At 72.5% G+C, this 19,347-nt stretch carries 19 protein-coding genes; 9 read left to right on the plus strand and 10 right to left on the minus strand.

What is annotated here, in order from left to right; genetic code table 11:
• Window positions 1-2 precede the first annotated feature (2 nt).
• The 6 genes from AC6JBM_RS10900 to AC6JBM_RS10925 are packed head-to-tail and all read left to right on the plus strand — an operon-like array spanning window position 3 to window position 7,016.
• Window positions 3-1,385 carry a zinc ribbon domain-containing protein gene (locus tag AC6JBM_RS10900; protein ID WP_497983479.1) on the plus strand — a complete coding sequence of 461 codons (1,383 nt, stop codon included), beginning with the start codon at window positions 3-5 and terminating at the stop codon, window positions 1,383-1,385.
• Entirely contained in the window at window positions 1,375-2,559 is a 1,185-nt protein-coding gene (locus tag AC6JBM_RS10905; RefSeq protein WP_497983480.1) for an acetyl-CoA acetyltransferase, read from the plus strand. Before AC6JBM_RS10900 ends, AC6JBM_RS10905 begins: the two co-directional genes overlap by 11 nt.
• Window positions 2,556-3,452, plus strand: a complete 897-nt coding sequence (locus AC6JBM_RS10910; RefSeq protein WP_497983481.1) for an SDR family NAD(P)-dependent oxidoreductase — start codon at window positions 2,556-2,558, stop codon at window positions 3,450-3,452. The genes AC6JBM_RS10905 and AC6JBM_RS10910 overlap by 4 nt, the downstream gene beginning before the upstream one ends.
• Window positions 3,453-3,472: 20 nt before the next feature.
• A complete protein-coding gene (locus AC6JBM_RS10915; RefSeq protein WP_497983482.1) occupies window positions 3,473-3,967 on the plus strand; it encodes a VOC family protein in 495 nt (164 codons plus the stop codon).
• Entirely contained in the window at window positions 3,967-5,472 is a 1,506-nt protein-coding gene (locus AC6JBM_RS10920) for a class I adenylate-forming enzyme family protein (protein WP_497983483.1), read from the plus strand. The genes AC6JBM_RS10915 and AC6JBM_RS10920 overlap by 1 nt, the downstream gene beginning before the upstream one ends.
• On the plus strand, window positions 5,469-7,016 hold the full coding sequence (locus AC6JBM_RS10925) for a class I adenylate-forming enzyme family protein (RefSeq protein ID WP_497983484.1): 1,548 nt from the start codon (window positions 5,469-5,471) through the stop codon (window positions 7,014-7,016). Before AC6JBM_RS10920 ends, AC6JBM_RS10925 begins: the two co-directional genes overlap by 4 nt.
• An 11-nt stretch (window positions 7,017-7,027) precedes the next feature.
• Here the strand turns inward: AC6JBM_RS10925 and AC6JBM_RS10930 are convergent, their stop codons facing one another.
• The 9 genes from AC6JBM_RS10930 to AC6JBM_RS10970 form a co-directional block, all read right to left on the minus strand.
• The gene (locus tag AC6JBM_RS10930; protein ID WP_497983485.1) at window positions 7,028-7,606 is read right to left on the minus strand and encodes a GTP-binding protein; all 579 of its coding nucleotides are present in this window, start codon (window positions 7,604-7,606) and stop codon (window positions 7,028-7,030) included.
• Complete coding sequence (locus AC6JBM_RS10935; protein ID WP_350617583.1) at window positions 7,587-7,973, minus strand: DUF742 domain-containing protein; 387 nt, start codon at window positions 7,971-7,973, stop codon at window positions 7,587-7,589. The genes AC6JBM_RS10930 and AC6JBM_RS10935 overlap by 20 nt, the downstream gene beginning before the upstream one ends.
• 9 nt (window positions 7,974-7,982) lie before the next feature.
• Window positions 7,983-8,402, minus strand: coding sequence for a roadblock/LC7 domain-containing protein (locus AC6JBM_RS10940; protein ID WP_497983486.1), 420 nt, complete (start codon window positions 8,400-8,402; stop codon window positions 7,983-7,985).
• A gap of 15 nt (window positions 8,403-8,417) precedes the next feature.
• Entirely contained in the window at window positions 8,418-10,664 is a 2,247-nt protein-coding gene (locus tag AC6JBM_RS10945) for a sensor histidine kinase (protein WP_497983487.1), read from the minus strand.
• Between the two features lie 127 nt (window positions 10,665-10,791).
• Window positions 10,792-12,234 (minus strand): prenyltransferase/squalene oxidase repeat-containing protein, encoded by a 1,443-nt coding sequence (locus AC6JBM_RS10950; protein ID WP_497983488.1) that lies wholly within the window; start codon window positions 12,232-12,234, stop codon window positions 10,792-10,794.
• Window positions 12,231-13,127 (minus strand): terpene synthase family protein, encoded by an 897-nt coding sequence (locus AC6JBM_RS10955; protein WP_497983489.1) that lies wholly within the window; start codon window positions 13,125-13,127, stop codon window positions 12,231-12,233. Before AC6JBM_RS10955 ends, AC6JBM_RS10950 begins: the two co-directional genes overlap by 4 nt.
• A gap of 2 nt (window positions 13,128-13,129) precedes the next feature.
• Window positions 13,130-14,449, minus strand: a complete 1,320-nt coding sequence (locus tag AC6JBM_RS10960) for a cytochrome P450 (RefSeq protein WP_497986442.1) — start codon at window positions 14,447-14,449, stop codon at window positions 13,130-13,132.
• Window positions 14,450-14,656: 207 nt separating this feature from the next.
• Window positions 14,657-15,505: a hypothetical protein gene (locus tag AC6JBM_RS10965; RefSeq protein WP_497983490.1), complete on the minus strand. Its 849-nt coding sequence runs from the start codon at window positions 15,503-15,505 to the stop codon at window positions 14,657-14,659.
• Entirely contained in the window at window positions 15,487-15,621 is a 135-nt protein-coding gene (locus AC6JBM_RS10970; RefSeq protein WP_497983491.1) for a hypothetical protein, read from the minus strand. The genes AC6JBM_RS10965 and AC6JBM_RS10970 overlap by 19 nt, the downstream gene beginning before the upstream one ends.
• A 192-nt stretch (window positions 15,622-15,813) precedes the next feature.
• Here AC6JBM_RS10970 and AC6JBM_RS10975 point away from each other — a divergent pair, with 192 nt between their 5' ends.
• The 3 genes from AC6JBM_RS10975 to AC6JBM_RS10985 all read left to right on the plus strand — a co-directional run bounded on the left by AC6JBM_RS10975 (window position 15,814) and on the right by AC6JBM_RS10985 (window position 18,698).
• Window positions 15,814-16,428, plus strand: coding sequence for a hypothetical protein (locus AC6JBM_RS10975; protein WP_497983492.1), 615 nt, complete (start codon window positions 15,814-15,816; stop codon window positions 16,426-16,428).
• 553 nt (window positions 16,429-16,981) lie between these two features.
• Window positions 16,982-17,803, plus strand: coding sequence for a hypothetical protein (locus AC6JBM_RS10980; protein ID WP_497983493.1), 822 nt, complete (start codon window positions 16,982-16,984; stop codon window positions 17,801-17,803).
• 520 nt (window positions 17,804-18,323) lie between these two features.
• Window positions 18,324-18,698 carry a hypothetical protein gene (locus AC6JBM_RS10985; RefSeq protein WP_497983494.1) on the plus strand — a complete coding sequence of 125 codons (375 nt, stop codon included), beginning with the start codon at window positions 18,324-18,326 and terminating at the stop codon, window positions 18,696-18,698.
• Here the strand turns inward: AC6JBM_RS10985 and AC6JBM_RS10990 are convergent.
• A complete protein-coding gene (locus AC6JBM_RS10990) occupies window positions 18,695-19,306 on the minus strand; it encodes a hypothetical protein (protein ID WP_497983495.1) in 612 nt (203 codons plus the stop codon). The two genes, AC6JBM_RS10985 and AC6JBM_RS10990, sit on opposite strands and share 4 nt — an antisense overlap.
• Window positions 19,307-19,347 lie beyond the last annotated feature (41 nt).

Below are 19,347 nucleotides of genomic sequence, written 5' to 3' on the forward strand. Positions count from 1 at the left end.
CCATGGCAGGCATCGACGCCTACGCGGCCTACCTCCCGGCGTACGCGCTCACCGACAACAGCCTCGACGGCCCGCCCCGGCCGCGCGGCATCGCCCGGTCCGTGGCCGGCTTCGACGAGGACGTCATCACGATGGCCGTCGAGGTCGCACGCCATCTGCCCCTTCCGCAGGACCGCCTGCTGCTGGCCACGACCAGCGCCCCGTACGAGGCCAAGACCTCCGCCGGCGTGGTGCACGAGGCGCTCGGCCTGGACCCGGGGGTGACCGCGCTCGACCTGCGCGGGCACCGCTCCGGCGCCGCGGCGCTCGACCTCGTCGTGCGGGCCGGCGGCAGCGCGGCCCTGGCCGACGTGCGCACCACCCGCCCCGGCGCCCCGGACGAGCTGGCCCAGGGCGACGCCGCGGCCGCGTTCACCGGCGGCAGCGGACGCGCCGCCGAACTCCTCGCCCGCGCCGGGCACACCACCGAGCTCCTGGAGCGCTGGCGGCTGCCCGGCGAGCGCCACGACCGCGTCTGGGACGAGCGGTTCACCGCCGACATCCTCGCCGCGGCCGGGCTGGACGCGGCCCGCCGGGCGCTGACCGAGGCCGGGCTCGACGCGGCCGATCATGTCGTCGTCTCCTCCTCCAACGCCCGCGCGGCCGCGGCCCTGCGCCGCGCGCTCGGCGCCGCGAGCGAGGCCGGCAACCTGGAGCAGGCGACCGGGTTCACCGGCGCCGCGCACCCGGGGCTGCTGCTGGCCGACGCGCTCGACCAGGCCGAGCCGGGGCAGGTCATCCTGCTGGTCTCCGCGACCGAGGGCGCGGACGCGTTCGTGTTCCGGGTCGGCGACGGCGTGCGCGAGGCCCGCTCGGGGCCGTCCGTGCGGGAGCAGCTCGAGGCGCGGCAGACCATCGGCTACGGGCGGTACCTGCGGTGGCGGGGCCTGCTCGACGTGCAGGGCCCGTCCCGCCCGGCGGCGCCCGCGCCCGCGTCGCCGCCGATGCACCGGCGTGCCGGGTGGAAGTACCGCCTCGAGGGCAGCCAGTGCGGCGCCTGCGGGAAGGTCACCACGCCGCCGAGCCGGGTCTGCGCCGCCTGCGGGATCGCCGGCGACGGCACCGCCAAGGTCTCGCTGCGCGACAAGACCGCGACCGTCGTCTCGGTGACCCGCGACCACCTCACCACCATGCCCGAGTCCGACGTGGCGATCGTGGTCGTCGACTTCGAGGGCGGCGGACGGCTGAGCGCCTACGCCACCGCCGACGCCGGCGAGATCACGGTCGGGACGGCGATGACCCCGACGTTCCGCCGCATGTGGACGACCGACGGGATCCACAACTACTTCTGGAAGCTTGCGTGCGGGCCCCGCCCGGGAAAGGACACCGCCACCGATGGCGAGTAGGCGCATGGCCCACGACGTCGCGATCGTCGCGATGGGCTGCACCCCGTTCCGCGACCACTGGAACTCCTCCGCCGACGACCTGCTCGTCGACGCCGTCCACGAGTGCGTGGGCTCACTGCCCGACGTCGCGCTCGACGACATCGACGCGTTCTGGGTCGGCACCCAGGGCTCGGGCATGTCCGGGCAGACCCTGGCCCGGCCGCTGCGGCTCGTCGGCAAGCCCGTCACCCGCGTCGAGAACTACTGCGCCACCGGCTCGGAGGCGTTCCGCAACGCGGCCTTCGCCGTCACGTCGGGCGCCTACGACATGGTGATGGCGACCGGCGTCGAGAAGCTCAAGGACGCCTCGCAGTCGGGGCTCTCGGCGGTGTACCCGCCGGCCGACGGTACCGACGTCGACTGGACCGCCCCGGCGGGCTTCTCGCTGCTGGCCCCGGCGTATCAGGAGGCCTACGGCGTCGACGATCGCGGCCTGCGCGGCGCGCTCACCCGGGTCGCGATGAAGAATCACGCCAACGGCGCGCTCAACCCGCGGGCCCAGTTCCGCAAGGCGGTCACCGCCGAGGCGGTCGAGCGCGGCCCGCGCATCGCCGGACCGCTCGGCGTCATGGACTGCTCCGGCGTCTCCGACGGGGCCGCGGCCGCGATCCTGGTCCGGGCCGAGGACGCCTACCGCTACACCGACAAGCCGGTGTTCCTGCGCGGCATGGGCTTCGTCGCGGGCTCGGGCGCCGGCCTGGCCACCGACGGCTACGACTTCACCACGTTCCCGGAGGTCGTCGCGGCCGCCGGGCAGGCCTACGAGCAGGCCGGCGTGACCGACCCGGCGACGCAGATCTCGCTCGCCGAGGTGCACGACTGCTTCACCCCGACGGAGGTGGTGCTCATGGAGGACCTCGGGTTCTCCGAGCGCGGCAAGGCCTGGCGGGACATCCTCGACGGCCGCTACGACCTCGGCGGCGCGCTGCCGGTCAACACCGACGGCGGCCTGAAGTCGTTCGGCCACCCGATCGGCGCGACCGGGCTGCGGATGATGTTCGAGTGCTTCACCCAGCTGCGGGGCGAGGCGGGGGAGCGGCAGGTGCCCGGCGCCCGGCTCGCCGTCGCCCAGAACCTCGGCGGCCAGCCCGGCTCGTGCGTGGCCTTCGTGGCGGTCCTGGGGAGCGAGCGATGAGCGTTCGACTCGACGGCCGCGTCGCCATCGTCACCGGAGCCGGCAACGGCATCGGCCGCGCCCACGCCATGTCCCTCGCCGAGCACGGCGCGCAGGTCGTGGTCAACGACCTCGGCGGGGCCCTCGACGGAACCGGCAGCGGCGGCGCGGCCGAGCGCGTCGTCGAGGAGATCAGAGCGGCCGGCGGTACCGCCGAAGCCTCGACGGATTCCATCGCCACCCCGGACGGGGGCGCCGCGCTCGTGCGCCGGGCCATGGACGCCTTCGGACGCGTCGACGCCGTCATCCACAACGCCGGCATCCTGCGCGACCGGACCCTCGCCAAGCTCTCCGACGACGACGTCCAGTCCGTCATCGACGTGCACCTCACCGGCGCGTTCAACGTGCTGCGCCCCGCCTGGCCGCTCATGGCCGGGCAGGGCTACGGCCGGATCGTGCTCACCAGCTCGTCCTCCGGCCTGCTCGGCAACTTCGGCCAGGCCAACTACGGCGCGGCCAAGACCGGCCTCATCGGGCTCATGCACGTGCTGTCCCTCGAGGGCGCCCGCCGCGGCATCCTCGTCAACACCATCGCGCCGACCGCGGCCACCCGGATGACCGACGGGCTGCTCGGCGAGCTGGCCGACCGGTTCGACCCGCGCCACGTCGCCGCCGTGGGCACGTTCCTCGCCTCCGAGCAGTGCGAGATCAACCGGCACATCCTCACCGTCGGCGGCGGCCGCGTCGGGCGTATCTTCCTCGGCGTCACGCCCGGCTGGTACTCGGGCCGCGAACCGGCCAAGCCGGACGACATCCTCGCCAACCTCGACGACATCTGCCGCCTGGACGACTTCATCGTCCCCACGTCGGGCGCCGACGAGGTCGAGCTGATCCAGAAGGTTCTCTCCCAGTAACACGGAAAGGCGTACACCCCATGCCGGTCTCCGAAGTGCATCACGTGGCCATGACCGTCTCGGACGTCGAGCGGGCCGCGGACTTCTACGAACAGGCCCTCGGCTACCGCCGCACCCTGCGCAGCGACGTCGGCGGACCCGGGATCGAGGTCTCGCTCGGGCTGCCCGCCGGGACGACCGGCAAGGTGCAGTACATGCAGGGGCCGAGCCGCGTCGGCCAGCTCGAGCTCATCGAGTGGAACGGCACCAAGACCCGCACCGCGACCGGCGGGCACCTCGAGCTGGGCACGTTCCTGCTCAGCTTCGAGGTGCCGCTGGAGGAGATCGAGGACCTGCACCGGCGCATCAGCGACCTCGGCGCCGAGGTGCTGGGCAAGCCCAACCGGGTGCTGCTGGAGAACTACGGGTACATCACCGCCTTCGCCGCCCGCGACCTCGACGGCAACCTGCTGGAGTTCGTGTCGCTGCCCAGCCGCGAGGAGATCCTCGCCTACCGGGCCGAGAACGGCAGCTGATGGCCACCAGCAACTTCGCCGAGGTGCTGCGGGTCCAGGCGCTGCGCCGCGCGGACCGGGAGGCGCTGGTCGACGGCGACGCCCGCTGGACCTACGCCGAGCTCGACGCCGAGACCGACCGGCACGCGGCGGCCCTGCTCGCGGCCGGCATCACCGCCGCCGACCTCGTCGGGATCCTCGCCCGCAACACCGCCACCTATGTCATCGAGCTGCTCGCGCTGAGCCGCATCGGCGCGATCGCGGTACCGCTGAACTGGCGGCTGCACGCGACCGAGCAGTCCTACGTCATCTCGCAGGCGGGCATCGCGGCGCTGCTCTACGACGACGACTTCGCGGACGTCGCCGAGGCCCTGCCCGGCCTTCGGGTGCTGGTCGCCAACGGCTCCTCCATGGTGGACGGCGCCCAGCGCCTCGAGGCGCTCCTCGCGGGGCAGCCGCGGGGGATCCGCGTCGCCGACGCCGAGAAGGCGCCCGGCGACGTGCACCGGCTGCTGTACACCTCCGGCACCACCGCCCACCCGAAGGGCGTCATCCACACGTGCGGCAACGTCGCCGCCAACCACCGAGCCCAGGTCCTCGAGCTCGAGCTCACCCAGCAGGACCGGATCCTCGTCTCAGCGCCGCTGTTCCACGTCTCCGGCCTGGAGGCGCCGGGCCTGGCCGTCTTCGTCGCCGGCGCCACGATGGTGCTCACCCCGACGTTCAAGGCCGCCGACATCGCCGCGATCGCCGAGCGGGAACGCATCACCGGCATGGTGCTCGCCGCGCAGATCCTCTTCGGGATGCTCGACCTCGACCCGGCGCCGGACCTCTCCGCGCTGCGGTACCTGCTCTTCGCCGGCGTCGCCCCGAGCGTCCGGCGCAAGGTCAAGGCGCGGCTGCCGCACGTGCGGCTCATCGACACGTTCGGCATGACCGAGTGCTGCAACGGCGCCACCTACATGGACGCCGCCCACGAGGACTCGAAGCTGGGCGCGCTCGGGGCGCCGTTCCCCGGCGTGCACATCCGCATCGTGGACGAGTCCTTCCGCGAGGTCGCGCCCGGCGTCGAGGGCGAGATCATCGTGCGCGGGGAGAAGATCTCGCCCGGGTACTGGCGCGACGAGGAGACCACCAAGCGCACCCGCCGCGACGGCTGGTTCCTCACCGGCGACGTCGGCCGGATCGACGCGGACGGCTATCTCTGGTTCGTCGACCGCCGCACCGACCTCATCAAGTCCGGCGGGGAGAACATCGCCAGCGCCGAGGTCGAGCGCGTCATCGCCCAGCACCCGGACGTCGCCGAGGTCGCGGTCATCGGCGTCGCCGACCCGCAGTGGGACGAGGTGCCCAAGGCGTTCGTCATCCTGCACCCCGCCTCCCGGGCCACCGGCGAGGACATCCGCGCGCACTGCCTCGCGAACCTGGCCAAGTTCAAGGTGCCGAAGTACGTGCAGATCGTGGAGTCGCTGCCCCGCAACGACTCCGGCAAGGTGCTCAAGAAGAACCTGCGGGAGACCTCATGACGACCGCGAACATCGCCGCGATGCTCGCCGGCAACGCGCGCCGCTTCGCCGCCGAGGACGCCCTGGTGTTCGAGGGCCGGCGCTGGACCCACGCCCAGCTGGACGCGGACGTGAACGCGCTCGCGGCCGGGCTGCTCGGCCTGGACGTCCGCCGGGGGAGCCGGGTCGCGATCATCGCCAACAACGTGCCCGAGTTCCTGATCCTCTCGCTGGCGCTGTCGAAGATCGGTGCGGTGTTCGTACCGCTCAACTACCGCCTGACCGCCGGAGAGCTCGCGCACCTGCTGGGCCACGCGCGGGTCCAGGCCGTCGCCACGGTGCCCGAGTTCGCCGCGCTCACCGCGGCGGCCTGCGCCTCCCTGCCCGGCGTCGGCCGGTTCGCGCTCGAGCCGATCGACGCCGGCTGGACCGACCTGCGCGCGCTCACCGCCCTGCACAGCGGTGCCCGTGTGCCGGACGCCGAGCTGGGCGACGACGCCCTCCAGCGCATCATCTACACGTCCGGGACGACGAGCCTGCCCAAGGGCGTCATGCTCACCCACGGCAACGTGAACATGAACATGCACGCCCAGATCGTCGAGCTGGGCCTGCGCGCGGGCGATCGCATCCTCAACTTCGCGCCGCTGTACCACGTCGGCGGCACGGACCTGCCCGGCTACGGCATCTGGCACGTGGGCGGCTGCATGGTGCTGCAGCGCCGCTTCGACCCGGCCGCCGTGCTGCGCGCCATCGAGTCCGAGCGGATCACCGGCATGGTCATGGCCGCGACCATGCTCGACATGGTCCGCCGCGCGAGCGAGTCCGAGGCGGCCGACCTGTCCTCGGTGCGCTGGATCATCTACTCCCAGGTGACCACGGCCCTGTTCGGCGTGGCCCGCGGGCTCTTCCCGAACGCGCGGCTCATCGAGGGGTACGGGCTGACCGAGACGTGCAGCGGCCTGACCTATCTGGACGCGGCCCACATGGAGTCGAAGCAGGGCTCGGTCGGCATCCCGGTGCCGTGGGTCCAGGTCCGCGTGGTCGACGCCGCCGACAACGACGTCCCCGTCGGGGTCGACGGCGAGGTGGTGGCGCGCGGCCCCAAGGTGAGCCCCGGCTACCTCGACGACCCGGACGCCACCGCCACCGCGTTCCGCGACGGCTGGTTCCACACCGGCGACGTGGGCTGCTTCGACGAGGACGGCTACCTGTACATCCGCGACCGCCTCAAGGACATGATCCGCAGCGGCGGCGAGAACATGTCCAGCGCCGAGATCGAGAACGTTCTCGCCGACCACCCGCTCGTGCTCGCCGCCTCGGTCGTGGGCGCCCCCGACCCGAAGTGGCAGGAGGTCCCGGTCGCGTTCGTGATCGGCCGCCCCGGCCTGACCCCGGAGGCGCTGATCGCCCACGCCCGCGAGCGCCTCGGCCGGTTCAAGGTCCCGAAGGAGATCTACATCGTCGAGGAGTTCCCGACCAACCCGTCGGGCAAGGTCCTCAAGCGCACCCTGCGCGACCTCCGCCCGTCGATGACCCCGGACTGGACGTACACGCCCACCACCTGACCGGAGGGGCGTCAGGCGGTGACGGCGGCGCGCACGCGGGCCGCGTGCTGGAGCAGGGCGATGAGCACGTCCTTGCCGGACTGCCGCTGCCGGGCGTCGCACAGCACGATCGGGACGTCCGACTCGAGGTTCAGGGCGAGCTTCAGCTCGTCGAGCTCGTACTGCCGCGCGCCGTCGAAGCAGTTCACCGCGACGACGAACGGGGTGCCGCGCCGCTCGAAGTAGTCGATGGACGGGAAGCAGTCGGCGAGGCGGCGCGTGTCGGCGAGGACGACCGCGCCGGTCGCGCCCAGGGCGAGCTCGTCCCAGATGAACCAGAAGCGGTCCTGGCCGGGCGTGCCGAACAGGTACAGCACCAGCTGCGGGCTGATCGTGATCCGGCCGAAGTCGAGCGCGACCGTGGTGGTCGACTTGGTCTCCACGCCGGTGAGGCTGTCGACGCCGGCACCGGCCTCGGTGAGGACCTCCTCGGTGCGCAGCGGCCCGGTCTCGCTGACCGCACCGACCATCGTGGTCTTGCCCGCGCCGAACCCGCCCGCGATCAGGATCTTGATCGCGGTGGGGACGTCGTCAGAGTGCCCGTAGGCCATTGATCGCCGCCTCGATGATGTCCGCGCTGGGATGCGTCCCGGCCGGATCGGGTTCACGCACCTGGACCAGGTGCCGGTCGAGCAGATCGCCGAGCATGACCCGGACCGTGCCCAGCGGCAGGTCCAGGTGGGCCGCCAGCTCGGCGACCGACAGCGGGTGCCGGCACATCCGCAGGATGGCGAGGTGCTCGGGCTCCATCCAGACGTCGGGCGTCGTGACCGTCACGGCCGCCGTCACCTGTGCGATGCGGTTGAACGTGCCGCGGCTCGGCCGCGTCCGCCCGCGGGTCATCGCATAGGGGCGGACGACGGGGCCGGCGTGGTCGTCGACCCACTCGTCGTCCTTCGGCTCGTCGCGGTCGGTCATCGGCTCGGGTCACACTCCTTCGGCCGGTTCGTGCAGCCGGGGCGGCGAGCCGAGGTACTTCCCGGCCCGGGTCGCCAGCATCGCCATCTCGTAGGCGAGCAGGCCGAGGTCGGCCTCCTCCCCGGCGAGCACGGCCAGGCACGAGCCGTCGCCGGCCGTGGTCACCAGCAGCGAGGTGCGCTGCATCTCCACGATCGTCTGCTGCAGCGGCCCGCCGTCGAACCGCTTGCCGGCGGCCCGGGCGAGGCTCTGGATGCCCGCCGCGATCGCGCAGAGGTGCTCGGCGTCGTCCCGGCTCAGGGCCTGCGACGACGCCTTGAGCAGGCCGTCGACCGACAGCACGATCGCGTGCTGCGCGTGGTCGACGCGCCCGACGAAGTCGTCCAGCAGCCAGGTCAGGTCCGCGTTGGCCGTGATGTGCGGTGCCACAGATGTCCCCTTACGTCAGGCCTCGGGCGGCGTGGAGTCGTCGGCGGGCCGAGGACGGCCGGCGCGTCCCCGGCGGCTCCCGTCCTGGTACGACGCGATACGGCTGCGGACCTGCTGCGGGTCGGGGCCCGCCGGCGGCCCGGCCGGTCCGGGTTCGGGCGGCTCCTCCCGCAGCGGCGCGGCGATGTTGGCCTGCCGCACCCGGACCGGCAGCCCGGTCGGGGTGAACTCGGCGTCGTGGACCGGCTCCGGGGCCTCGGCCAGGGCGACGGCGGCCGGCCGCGCCGGCGTCGGCGCGGGTGCCCCGGGCTGCGCCCCGCGGTCCGCGGCCACCGGTGCCCCGGCGGTGACGAGCCCGGCTGCGGGCGCGTCACCGGCCGGCGCGGCGTCGTCGAGCAGGCCCTTCGGAATCAGCACGATGGCCGTGGTGCCGCCGTACGGCGACTCCTTGAGCTGGACCCGGATGCCGTGCCGGTCGGCGAGGCGGCTCACCACGAACAGGCCGAGCCGGGCGGCGCTGGTCAGGTTGAACTCGGGGCGGCTGGCGATGCGCCGGTTGAGCTCGTCGAGCTCGCCGGCGCCGATGCCCAGGCCGCGGTCCTCGATCTCCAGGACGTAGCCGTTGCCGACCGGCTGGCCCTTGATGTGGACCTCGGTGTGCGGCGGGGAGAACGACAGCGCGTTCTCGACGAGCTCGGCGATGAGGTGGATGACGTCGCTGACGGCCCGGCCGGCGAGCTCGGCGGGGCCCAGCTGGTGGACGGTGACCCGGGTGTAGTCCTCGACCTCGGCCACGGCGCCGCGGACGATGTCGACGATCGGCACGGTGCGGCGCCAGACCCGGCCCGGGCTCGACCCGGCCAGCACGATGAGGTTCTCCGCGTTGCGCCGCATCCGGGTGGCGAGGTGGTCGACCCGGAACAGGTGGTCGAGCTTCGCCGCGTCGGCCTCCTGCCGCTCCATGCCGTCGAGCAGGGAGAGCTGGCGGTGGATGAGCGACTGGGACCGCCGGGCGATGCTGAGGAAGACGTCGCGGATGCCGCGGCGCAGCTCGGCCTGCTCGACGGCCGCGCGGATGGCGGTCTCCTGCACCGCGTTGAACGCGTGGCCGACCTGGCCGATCTCGTCGTGGCCGAACTCCAGCGGCGGCGCCTCGGCGGCCACGTCGACCGTCTCGCCGCGGCCGAGGCGGGCCACGACGCCGGGCAGCTGGTCGGTGGCGAGGCGGCGGGCCGCGTCGCGCAGCCGCTCCAGCTGGCGCAGCATCGCCCGGGCCGTGGTGATGGAGACGATGATCGAGGCGATGACGGTGATGAGCCCGAGCCCGGCGGCGAGCAGCAGCCGGACGACCACCCCGATCGCGACCGGGGCCGCGCGCTGCACGACGGCGTCGCCGCCCTGCAGCACGATGTCGAGGATGCGCTTCTGGGCCGCCTCGGTCGCCGCGCTCCAGCCGTTGGCGTCGACCGGCAGCCGCAGGCTGGTGCGGGACCCGGAGACGACCTGGTCCTCGATCTGGCGCAGGCGGGTGAGCTCGCCGTCGGTCACCGCCGCGTCGTAGCGGGCCTTGTCGGGCGCGGGGAGCTTCGCCGCGACCTGACCGGCGAGGAACCGCTGGGCGCCGACGAGCTGCGTGAACTGGCCGTATTCGGCGTCGGTGAACCGGCCGGCGGCCAGCGCCCCGGCCAGCAGCGAGTCCTCCTGGGCGACGAGCTCGCGGACCTGGTTGAGCTGGATCAGCGTCACCGTGTCGTCGGCGATGGCCTGGTCGTCGAGCTTGCCGAGGGAGTAGTACACCTGGAAGATCGACTCGACCGCGCTGGTGTAGACGCCCGACACGGCGGCGCGGTCGACGGTGCGGGCGTCGATCGAGGCGCGGGTGGAGCGCAGCTGGTCGAGGCCGTGCACGACGAGGTCGATGCGGCCCTCGAGCTCGGCGTCGGCGGCGACCTCGGCCCAGCGGCTCAGCGCGGAGCCGCGGAACTCGGTGGCCAGGTCGTCGACCTTGCGGCGCTGGGCGTCGAGATCAGCGCGCTGGACGGCCCCGGCGTTGCCCAGGAACACCATCGACATGCGCCGCTCGACCTGCAGCTGCAGCAGGAGCGGCTCGCTCGGCTCGTAGATGCGGCTGTTGTAGGTCTGGACCCACAGGAGGTTGATGCCTTCGCGCAGCGTCACCCAGGCCGCGAACACCCAGAGCGCGGTCAGCGAGAGCAGCAGGGCGGTGATTTTCGTGCGGAGCCGTGAACTGCGGGAAGCCATTACACCGTCCCAGTCGGCATTTCTTGAACCGGCCGGAGCGGTGATGCATTGATATCGGACAACGCCGGCCTCCGGAGCACTGGGGCACGCTAGCAACTTCTGGCCGGGATTCTCAAATCCGGTGCGGTCAATTCCGGCGGTGGTTGAGCAAATGCCGCGCGGCGAGCACCGCGCCGCGCACGATCGCGTGGGGCGCGTACAGGTCCTTGTCGTGCCACATCGGCAGGTCGGGCGGGTGCTCCCCGGCCAGGTAGCGCCCGGCGCGGTCCAGATCGGTGCCGGCACCGGCCGCGAGCAGCACGTGAACCGCGTAGGCGGTCTCCTCGGGGGTGCCCTGCCAGCGGCCCCACGAGCCGTCCGGGCGCTGGGTCGCGGCCACCCAGCGCGCGGCGCGGGCCACCGCGGCGGACACCGCCGGCCCGCGGCCGAAGCGGCTCAGGGCGAGCACGCAGCAGGCGGTCGCATAGTAGGGCGAGGCGTGCCACCGGTCGTGCCAAGAGCCGTCGGGCTCCTGGCGCAGGCACAGCCATTGGGATATCCGCTCGGCGATGTCGCGGCGGTCAAATATGCCGAATGCGTCCAGCACATGGGCATTTGTGGTGACCGAGAATCCGTCCTCGCCGGGCCAGGTACAGAAGAATTCACCGACGTCATATCGCTGTAACACGCCGGGATCGGCGTCGTGACCCAGCTCGGCCAGCGCGAAGAGCACGACCGCGGTGGTGTCGGCGTCGGCCGGCAGCCCGGGCCCGGCGGCGGTGCCGTCCGGTCCCCAGTCGGCGGTCAGGCTCGCGACCAGGCCGGGCGGCGCGGCGAACCCGACGCCGGCCCGGGCCAGGCCCCCGAGCACCCAGGCCCGCTCGAACACGGTGATGGGCGTGGCGCACGGCACCGGGCCGCCGTGGGTGCGGGCGGCCGCGGCCAGGTACGGGTCGGGGGCGGCGGGCCGTTCGCCGAGCCAGGCGGCGGTCGCGGCGGGCGATGCGCCGATGGTCCCGGGCCCGGCCGGGCGGACGCCGGGCGCGCCGCGGGCCGCGTCGCCGAGGACCTCCAGGGCGTGCAGGAGCTTCGGCGGTACCGTCGCGCCGGTCCCGAAGCGCCGGCGCAGTGCGGCCAGCCGGGCACCGTCGATCCCGGCCGGCAGCGGCAGCCGGGTGCCGGTCCGCTCGGCGATCCGCTCGACGAGCGCCGGGACGATGAGGTCGGCGGCGGGCGTGTCGGGGATGGGCCGCGCCCCGTGCATGAGCCGGCCCAGGAACGCGAGCCCGCGCTGCGCCGCCCCGCCGTCGCCCGCGGCCAGCAGCGCGTCGGTCGCGCTGAGCGTCGGCACCACCGCGTAGCCGCCGGGCGGCCCCCAGCCCCCGTCGGCGCGCTGCCCGGCCCGCAGCCACCGCAGCCGCTCCGCGTGGCCGGGCAGCCACGGTGCCAGGGCGGCCAGCCGGGCGGTCTCGTAGACCGAGGCGGTCACCTGCCCCCAGGGTTCGGCGACGAGGCCGGCGAGGAGGGCGTCGACCTGCCGGCCGAGGCCGCCGTCGGCCGCCGGGGAGGTGATCGTGCGCTCGGCGGTCACCGTTCGCCCCAGAAGTCGGTCAGCCGGTAGAAGCCGGTGCTGAACCCGATCTGGCGGCTGAGGTACACCGCCTCCCGCGGGCAGGCGGCGGTGAGCGCCTCCGCCGCGGTGAGGGCATCGCGCGCCAGCGCGCCGATGCGCCCGGTGACCTCGTCGCGGCCGACGCCGAGCAGCAGCGCGTTGAGATCGCCCCACTCCACGTCGCGCTCGTAGGTGGCGAGGTCGTTGGCGAGCCGGAGCACCCGCTGGACCAGCCGACCGGCCTCGGTGAGCCGGGGCAGGGCGGTGAGTGCGCCCGCGGTGGCACCGGACAGCCAGTGCGAGACGTTGACCCAGGACGAGCCGAAGTTGTCGGCGTTGCCGAGGTACTCCTCGAGCCCCGGGCGCGCGCCGGACGTCTTCCAGTGCCACTCGCGGCGCATGGCCGCGAGCATCCGGCGCAGCTCCTCGCGCCAGGCCGCCCGGTGCCCGGCGAACGCCGGCCCGGCCGCGAGCTCGTCGCGCACCGCGGCGAGCATGCGCGCCAGCGCGTCGTCGTCGCCGGGCGCCGCGCCGTCCGCGGTCGCCAGGCAGCGCTCGACCACGCCGTCGACGTCGGCCGCCTCGCGGGCGAGGTAGTCGATGCGCCAGTCCACGGCGAAGACCCACAGCGCGGTCAGGTTCGCGATCCGCAGCTGCTCCCGGGTGCACCAGGGCGCCCCGAACGCGGTCGCCAGCGCGACGGTGCCGAACACCGCCGGATCGAACGGCTTGGCCGGGAACAGCTCCGGGTAGGCCGCGGCGACGGCCTGCAGGTCCCGCTGGCCCCCGGCGGCCAGCGCGCAGATGCGGCCCTGTTCGGCCGCCGCGGTCAGCTCGCCGGTGAGCCCCGCCGGGGCGTCGGTGGCCGGCACGGTCAGCGGGTGCGGGGCAGGAGCGTCAGCTCGACCGCGGTCTTCGGCCGCAGCGACGCCGCCACCTGCGGCTCGGGGATCACCGGATTCGTGAGCTCGAACCGGAACCGGCGCAGCATGGCGGCGACGATGAGCTGCGACTCCAGGTAGAACAGGTACTGCCCGAGGCACTGGTGCGGGCCGCCGCCGAACGGGTAGTGGGCGTAGCGGTGGCGTCGCTCGGCGCGCGGCGAGGCGAACCGCTCCGGGTCGAACTCCGCCGGCCGGTCCCAGAACGCCGACATCCGCTGCGTGATGTACGGGCTGATGAGGATGTCGGCACCGGCGGGAATCCGGGTCCCGCCGATGACGTCCGCCCCGGCCGCGACGCGCGGGATCAGCCAGCCGACCGGGTACAGCCGCAGCAGCTCCTCGAGGACCATCCGCAGGTACGTCAGCTCGGCCAGGTGCTCCCGGCGGACCGGCCCGTCGCCCACGACCCGGTCGACCTCGTCGTAGAGCCGCTCGGCGACCCGCGGGTGGGCCTGCAGGATGGGCCACAGCCAGGTGAGCACGCCGAAGGTCGTCTCGGTCGTGGTGGCGAACATGGCGACGGTGTCGTTGCGGGCCTGCCGCTCGTCGATCGGGCGTCCGGCGGCGTCGACGGCCCGGCTCAGCGTGGCGATGACGTCGTCGCCGTCGTCGCCGTGCTCCCGGGCGGCCCGCACGATCGGCAGCAGCACGTCGTCGATCTGCTGCACCGCGGTCTGGAACGGCCGGTCGCCCGGCATCGGGATCGCGTTCGGCACGAAGGGCACGAGCAGCCGGTACACGATCGCGGTGGCGATGGTGTTCTGCGCGCTGACGATCCGCAGCGCCTCGGCCACGCTGACCTTGTCGGCGAAGAGCACCCGCATGATGGCGGCGCACACGATCTCGGACAGCTCGGCGCCGAGGTCGATCGGCCGGCCTTGGCGGGCGGGCTCGCCGAGGCGCTCGACCGACGCTTCGATCGACGCGGCGAGGCCGTCGACGAGGGCGTCGACGCGCTTGGCGGTGAACAGCGGCTGCAGCGTGTTCCGGCTGGCCGCCCATACCTGCCCCTCGGCGAGGATGCCCTCGCCGAAGAGCCGCTTCACCGGCCGCCACAGCATGCCCTTGCCGTCGCGCAGGTAGTTCGCGGCGTTGTCGCGCAGCACGTGCTGCACGTGGGCCGGGTTCGACACGAGGTAGGGCCGGAACGCGCCGAGATTGACGCGGACCACGTCACCGCCGGCCGCCTCGGCGAAGCCCACCAGGGCGTCGAGGGGATTGCGGGCGAGCCCGCGCACCGCGCGGTGCATCGGGACGACGGCGGCCTTGCGCGAGGCCTCCTGGACTGCGGACACCGAACACCCCCAGCGGCCGGGCATCGCGGCGCCCGGCCCGACTCGCAACATGCATCGTGGAACCTGCAGGATCATGTCACGGTGGGCCGCCATGTCTGCGATCCATGTGAATATTTACCGGTTTTGTAACTTGTGGCAGACGGCCGCGCACAACGGAAACATTCACAGCTGGTTGCCGGGCGGGGGAGGACCGTGGCCGGCCTCCCGCGGAAGCAGGCGCGGGTCGGCCAGCAGCTGCGGAATGCGGCGGTACCAGCCGCGGTGGTTACGGCCCATCCGCACGTCGCCGGCGGCGGCCGTGGCCGCGTCGGCGAGCCGCTGACGGTCGAGGACACCGGCCAGCGCCAGCCGGACCAGCGCGACCCGCCAGGTGTTGGCCGGGTTCCAGTACCGCTCGGCTCCCAGCAGGGCCTTCTGCACCCCGGCCGCGGGCTCGAAGAGGAGCCAGATCGACCGCTCGGCCAGCTGGGGGTCCGCACCGACGGCGTCGACGATGGAGCCGCTGAACAGCAGACCCCTGATCATCAGGACGAGATAGTCCGGCGACGTGTCGTCCGGCTGCAACGCCCCGGCCAGTTCGCGCAGCCTTAGCCACAGGTCCCACCACAGGGGGCCGAACAGCCCGACCCCGGTCTCGCCGGCCTCGGCGCGCAGGGTGGCCTCCGTGAACGCCTGGCGCCACTCGCGCGTTCGTGAGGCGAGCACCCGTTCGACATCGGTCGCCGGGGGATGCAGGTACACGTACGAGCCAACCCGCTTCACGACGTCGACCGGGCCGACGGCCAGGGCCAGGAGCGCCCACGTCCGGACGCGTTCGCTCCAGGCCCGGCCGTTCAGGCCCTGCCGCTGCTCGGAGTCGGGCACTGCGCACAGCCGCACTCGTAGCGCCTGCCAGGTTGCCGCTCGTTCGTCATCGGACAGGCCAGCAGCGGCGGCCAGCACGCCGTTGCCGTCGTCCTGCTCGAAGCAGGCGAGCAGGACGACGCTGCTCGCTACCGGTCGCTCAGCCACGCTTCGGCCGTGTCGTAGACGGGGACGACGTTGACGGCCATCTCCTCGGCGCGCCAGATGCTGCCGTCGGGCTCGCCGCTCAGCACCGGCTCATACATCACCCTCGGCTCCGTCACTCGATCAACCTAGCCGACGAACGACGTGCCGCGCGCACGCTTCCCTGCAGTTCGGCGGACGTGCCCTGGCCCCTCCTGCAGTGGACGGGGCCTGGTCTTGATGATGACTCCTGCGGTGCGGGTCGGGCTACGGTGTTGGCTTCCGGGGTGCCGGGTCGGGGCCGGCCGGGTGACGACAGGTAGGAGCCGGCGGTGGAGATGGTCGAGCAGCTCATTTCCCGGACGGATGCGGCCTACCAGCGATGGTTGGCGTCGGTCACCGACGACGTCGTCGCCGATCGCGTGGTCATGTTCTGCCTGGAATCCTTGCCGGAGCGCAACACGACCTACGACATCGGCGAGTGGCTCCCGGGCTACCTCATGATCGGCCAGGAAGGCGATCGGGGCTTCTTCCTCAGGTGCGACGGCGGCGGCGGCCCGGTGTTCCGGGCCGATCTGGGCGGTCTCGGCGAGGCCGACCTCGATGTTGCTGCCCCCGCGTTCGAGGTGTGGCTGCGTTCCGGTTTCGCTCTGCCGGCCGACCCGGAGCCGGACCTGCCGCCGACCGCCGACGTCTATGTGGGCGGGATTCCGGTCGATGGAGTGCAGCTGCTGGTGCGGGCAAGGAAGCTGCTGGGTGTGCATTGGCGGTTTGGGGATCTTCGGGGCCTGCTCGCCGCCCAGCCGTTCCTGGCGGTGGGGTCAGCTCATCTGCACGCGCTGCGCCGCGACCTGGAATACGCCCCTGAGTTGCGGCCATACCTGCTCTACGCCACCGACCACGGCCTGGAAGCGGTATGGCCGACCGAGAGCCCAGAATGCCGGTGACTTGGCACAAGTTCAGGCATCGCACCAAGGTCGTCTCCGATGACGGCGGATCGTCTGGCGAGCCGGTGTGCGTGCTCTCGCGACTTCGGCGTGTCGGACGCCGTCACACCATCAACTGCCGAACGTCACCATCACCTTGCGCGGAACAGCTCCATGACTGCGGACAAGCCAGCACACGTTTGCGGACACAAGCGAAAACCGGAGAGGAAAAACAATGGGTTGGACGGATTCGAAGGGTTCCTGATCCCGGGGTGTTGGCCCCCGTCGGGGTTGAAGAGCAGGGCCGCGGAGACAACGTCGGCCTGCAGCTCTCGGGCGTCGGCCGGAAGTCCGCGCCGATGTCGGCTGCGAACCGCGCGCTCAACGCTCGCCAATGCCGCTGTTCAGGATGCTTTTCAACGCCGACGGTGGCCGACCACGGCAACACCTCGGGATCGGGAACGCCTCGGCGGCCGCCAGGCCTATTGTTTTTCCCCCTTTGGAAATTCCAGGCTTGTCGCTTTTGCTCTTTGCTTTGACCTGGCGGCTGCCGCGAGCGTGGGAAGAAGCGGCGGTGACGGAGCCGATGCCGGCCGGGACCGTCCTTGCCACCGTGCTGCACATCATGCGCAAACCCGAAGCCTGGTTCACCGCCGCCACGTCCGAGGCCATCGACGCCGACCGGCTCGGCAGCACGTGGCACCGGAGTTGCTCGATGCGGGTTACGATCGTCGTCCTATCAACCTCATCCGCATCGGGGGCGGGCATGAGCGCACGGGGGCGGTGGGTCCTGGCGTCAGCGCTGGGCGTTGTGGCGGCACTGGCCGTTGCGGGCGCGATCACCGCTGGGAACAACCCGAAGCACTACGTCCACCTGATGCCCTATGGGCGCCCCGGGGCCGTGGTGACAGTGCTCGTCGTCGCGCCGCTGCTGCTCGAGGCCGCGGCGTGGCTCGTGTTGCGCAATCGGATCGCGCGAGGCATCTCGGCCGGGATTGCGGTCGTGCTCGCCCTCGCCATGTGTGCGGAGGGGGCGCGGTTTACCGCCGGGGCGGATTCGTTCGGTACTGATCCCAGGAGGGTCACCGTCCTGGGCGTCGGGCCCGGCGGTCGGTTCGAGCTGGTGCGGCTGCAGTTCAGCTCGATCGGGCTGGGCGCCGACATCGTGCGGGTCCGTTCGCGGGAGGGTTTGCGCAGCCGGGAGGCAGGTCAGGACCTAGCCTGCTTTGTCGTGCCGTTCGACCATGACGCCGCACCGGAGCGCACCTTCGCCTCCGCGCGGTTCGTCGGCGGCACCACGGTCGAGGTCACCACCGCCGACGGCACCGCGTGGACCACGGCGTTCGACCAGCAAACCCTGCTCGCCGCGCAGACCCTCTCGTACTGCCGCGACTGACCTACCGGATTCAGCATGCTCCATCGAGGGCGTCCACACCGTGCCGGTCGAGCGCTTCGAGCCAGCACGTGACGTCGCCGACGAATGGTGTGTCCGCGGCGAGGTCGGGCGCTTCCAGGACACCGGAAGCGAGCGAGCGCATCGGGACGCCGTCGGAGTACTCGTAGAAGCTGCGAACCGCGCTCAACGCTCGCCACTGCCGCTACCCAGGATGCTCTTCAACGCCGACGGTGGCCGACCACGGCAACACCTCGGGACCGGGGGCGTCTCGGCGACTGCCCGGCCTATTGTTTTTCCCTTTGGAAATTCAAGGCTGGTTGCCTTTTGCTTTGACCTGCGGCACACGTACTGGCGGACTGGTCGCCGCGTCAGCCTCACCACTACGCGGCAGATACACAAGCCGCAAACCGCCTAAGATGTGCAGAGCCGGTCAAGGGGTGAAGCGTGGCGGGCTGGACGGCGCCGAAGGTCGCCAAGGCGATCGCCGGTCACCTCGGCCCGGGTTACTCCGCGCGGTTCGGTGTGCGCCCGTCTCGACCTGCTACGGCGGCAGATCGAGGTGCGCCGCCGCGCCGACTCCGTCTTCGACAAGGAGCGGCGTACCCGGGTCGGCACCCCGGCGGCGGAGCTGATCTGCGAGGTCACGTATCCGCCGGAGCACCTCAATGGTCCCTACGAATCCCTCGGCGTCACCTTCCAGCTCAGGGCGGTGCACACCGCCGGCGAGGTCGCCTATCCGTGGCCGGCTCGCCCGGCCGACGACCTCTGCGAGCCGCTGTGGCACGACGCCGCGACGGTACCCCCCCCGTGCGTTGACCGCGGTCGCGGACGCGGCGGCGTTGGTCCGATTGCTGCTCAGCCGGGGGCCGCTTCCACCAGGCCGTCGATGAGCTAAACCGCGCGGATACTGCCGAGCTTGTGCTGGGCGACCTGACCCGCGATCAACGCGTCCAGCAGATCCACGTTGGCTGCCCTTTCGCGGAGGCTCTGCAGCCAGGCGTCACTGCCCGGCCAGTCGAGCGGCAGCCGCCACTTCGGCCAGACCGCGACGAGTTCCTCCGCCAGCCGCAGGCCCGCGTCGGCCCGCGCGCGTTCACCGCTCGCGGCGGCGATCAGCACACTGTCCTCGACCGGGTACACCGCCGGCGGGCATCCCCGCTCGCGCTCGGCGCGGGCGAATGCGTGACAGGCGTCGACGATCTGCGGGATCGTCGGCGGCTCCCGCAGTGGCAGCACGGTCAGGCGTTCCAGCTGCGCCGCCACGTCGCGGAACTCCTGCTCATGGCGTGCGTGCCGGATGTCGGTCCCGCACCGCAACAGCATCAGCGTCAGGGTGGGGAACGGCCGGGTCAGCGCGTGTATGTGCGACGTGGGCCGGTACGCATCGGCTGAGCGGGTCCGTTCGAGCAGGATGCCCTGCATCACCGGGCCGATCCGGCGGAGCAGCCACCGCGGGCGGTACACGTCGAAGCTCGGGAAGATGCTCTGCCAGTCCGCGGTCATCCGCCGTGCCGAACCGATCGACGCCATCCCCCCATACTGCA

The sequence above is a fragment of the Dactylosporangium thailandense genome, from assembly GCF_059739745.1.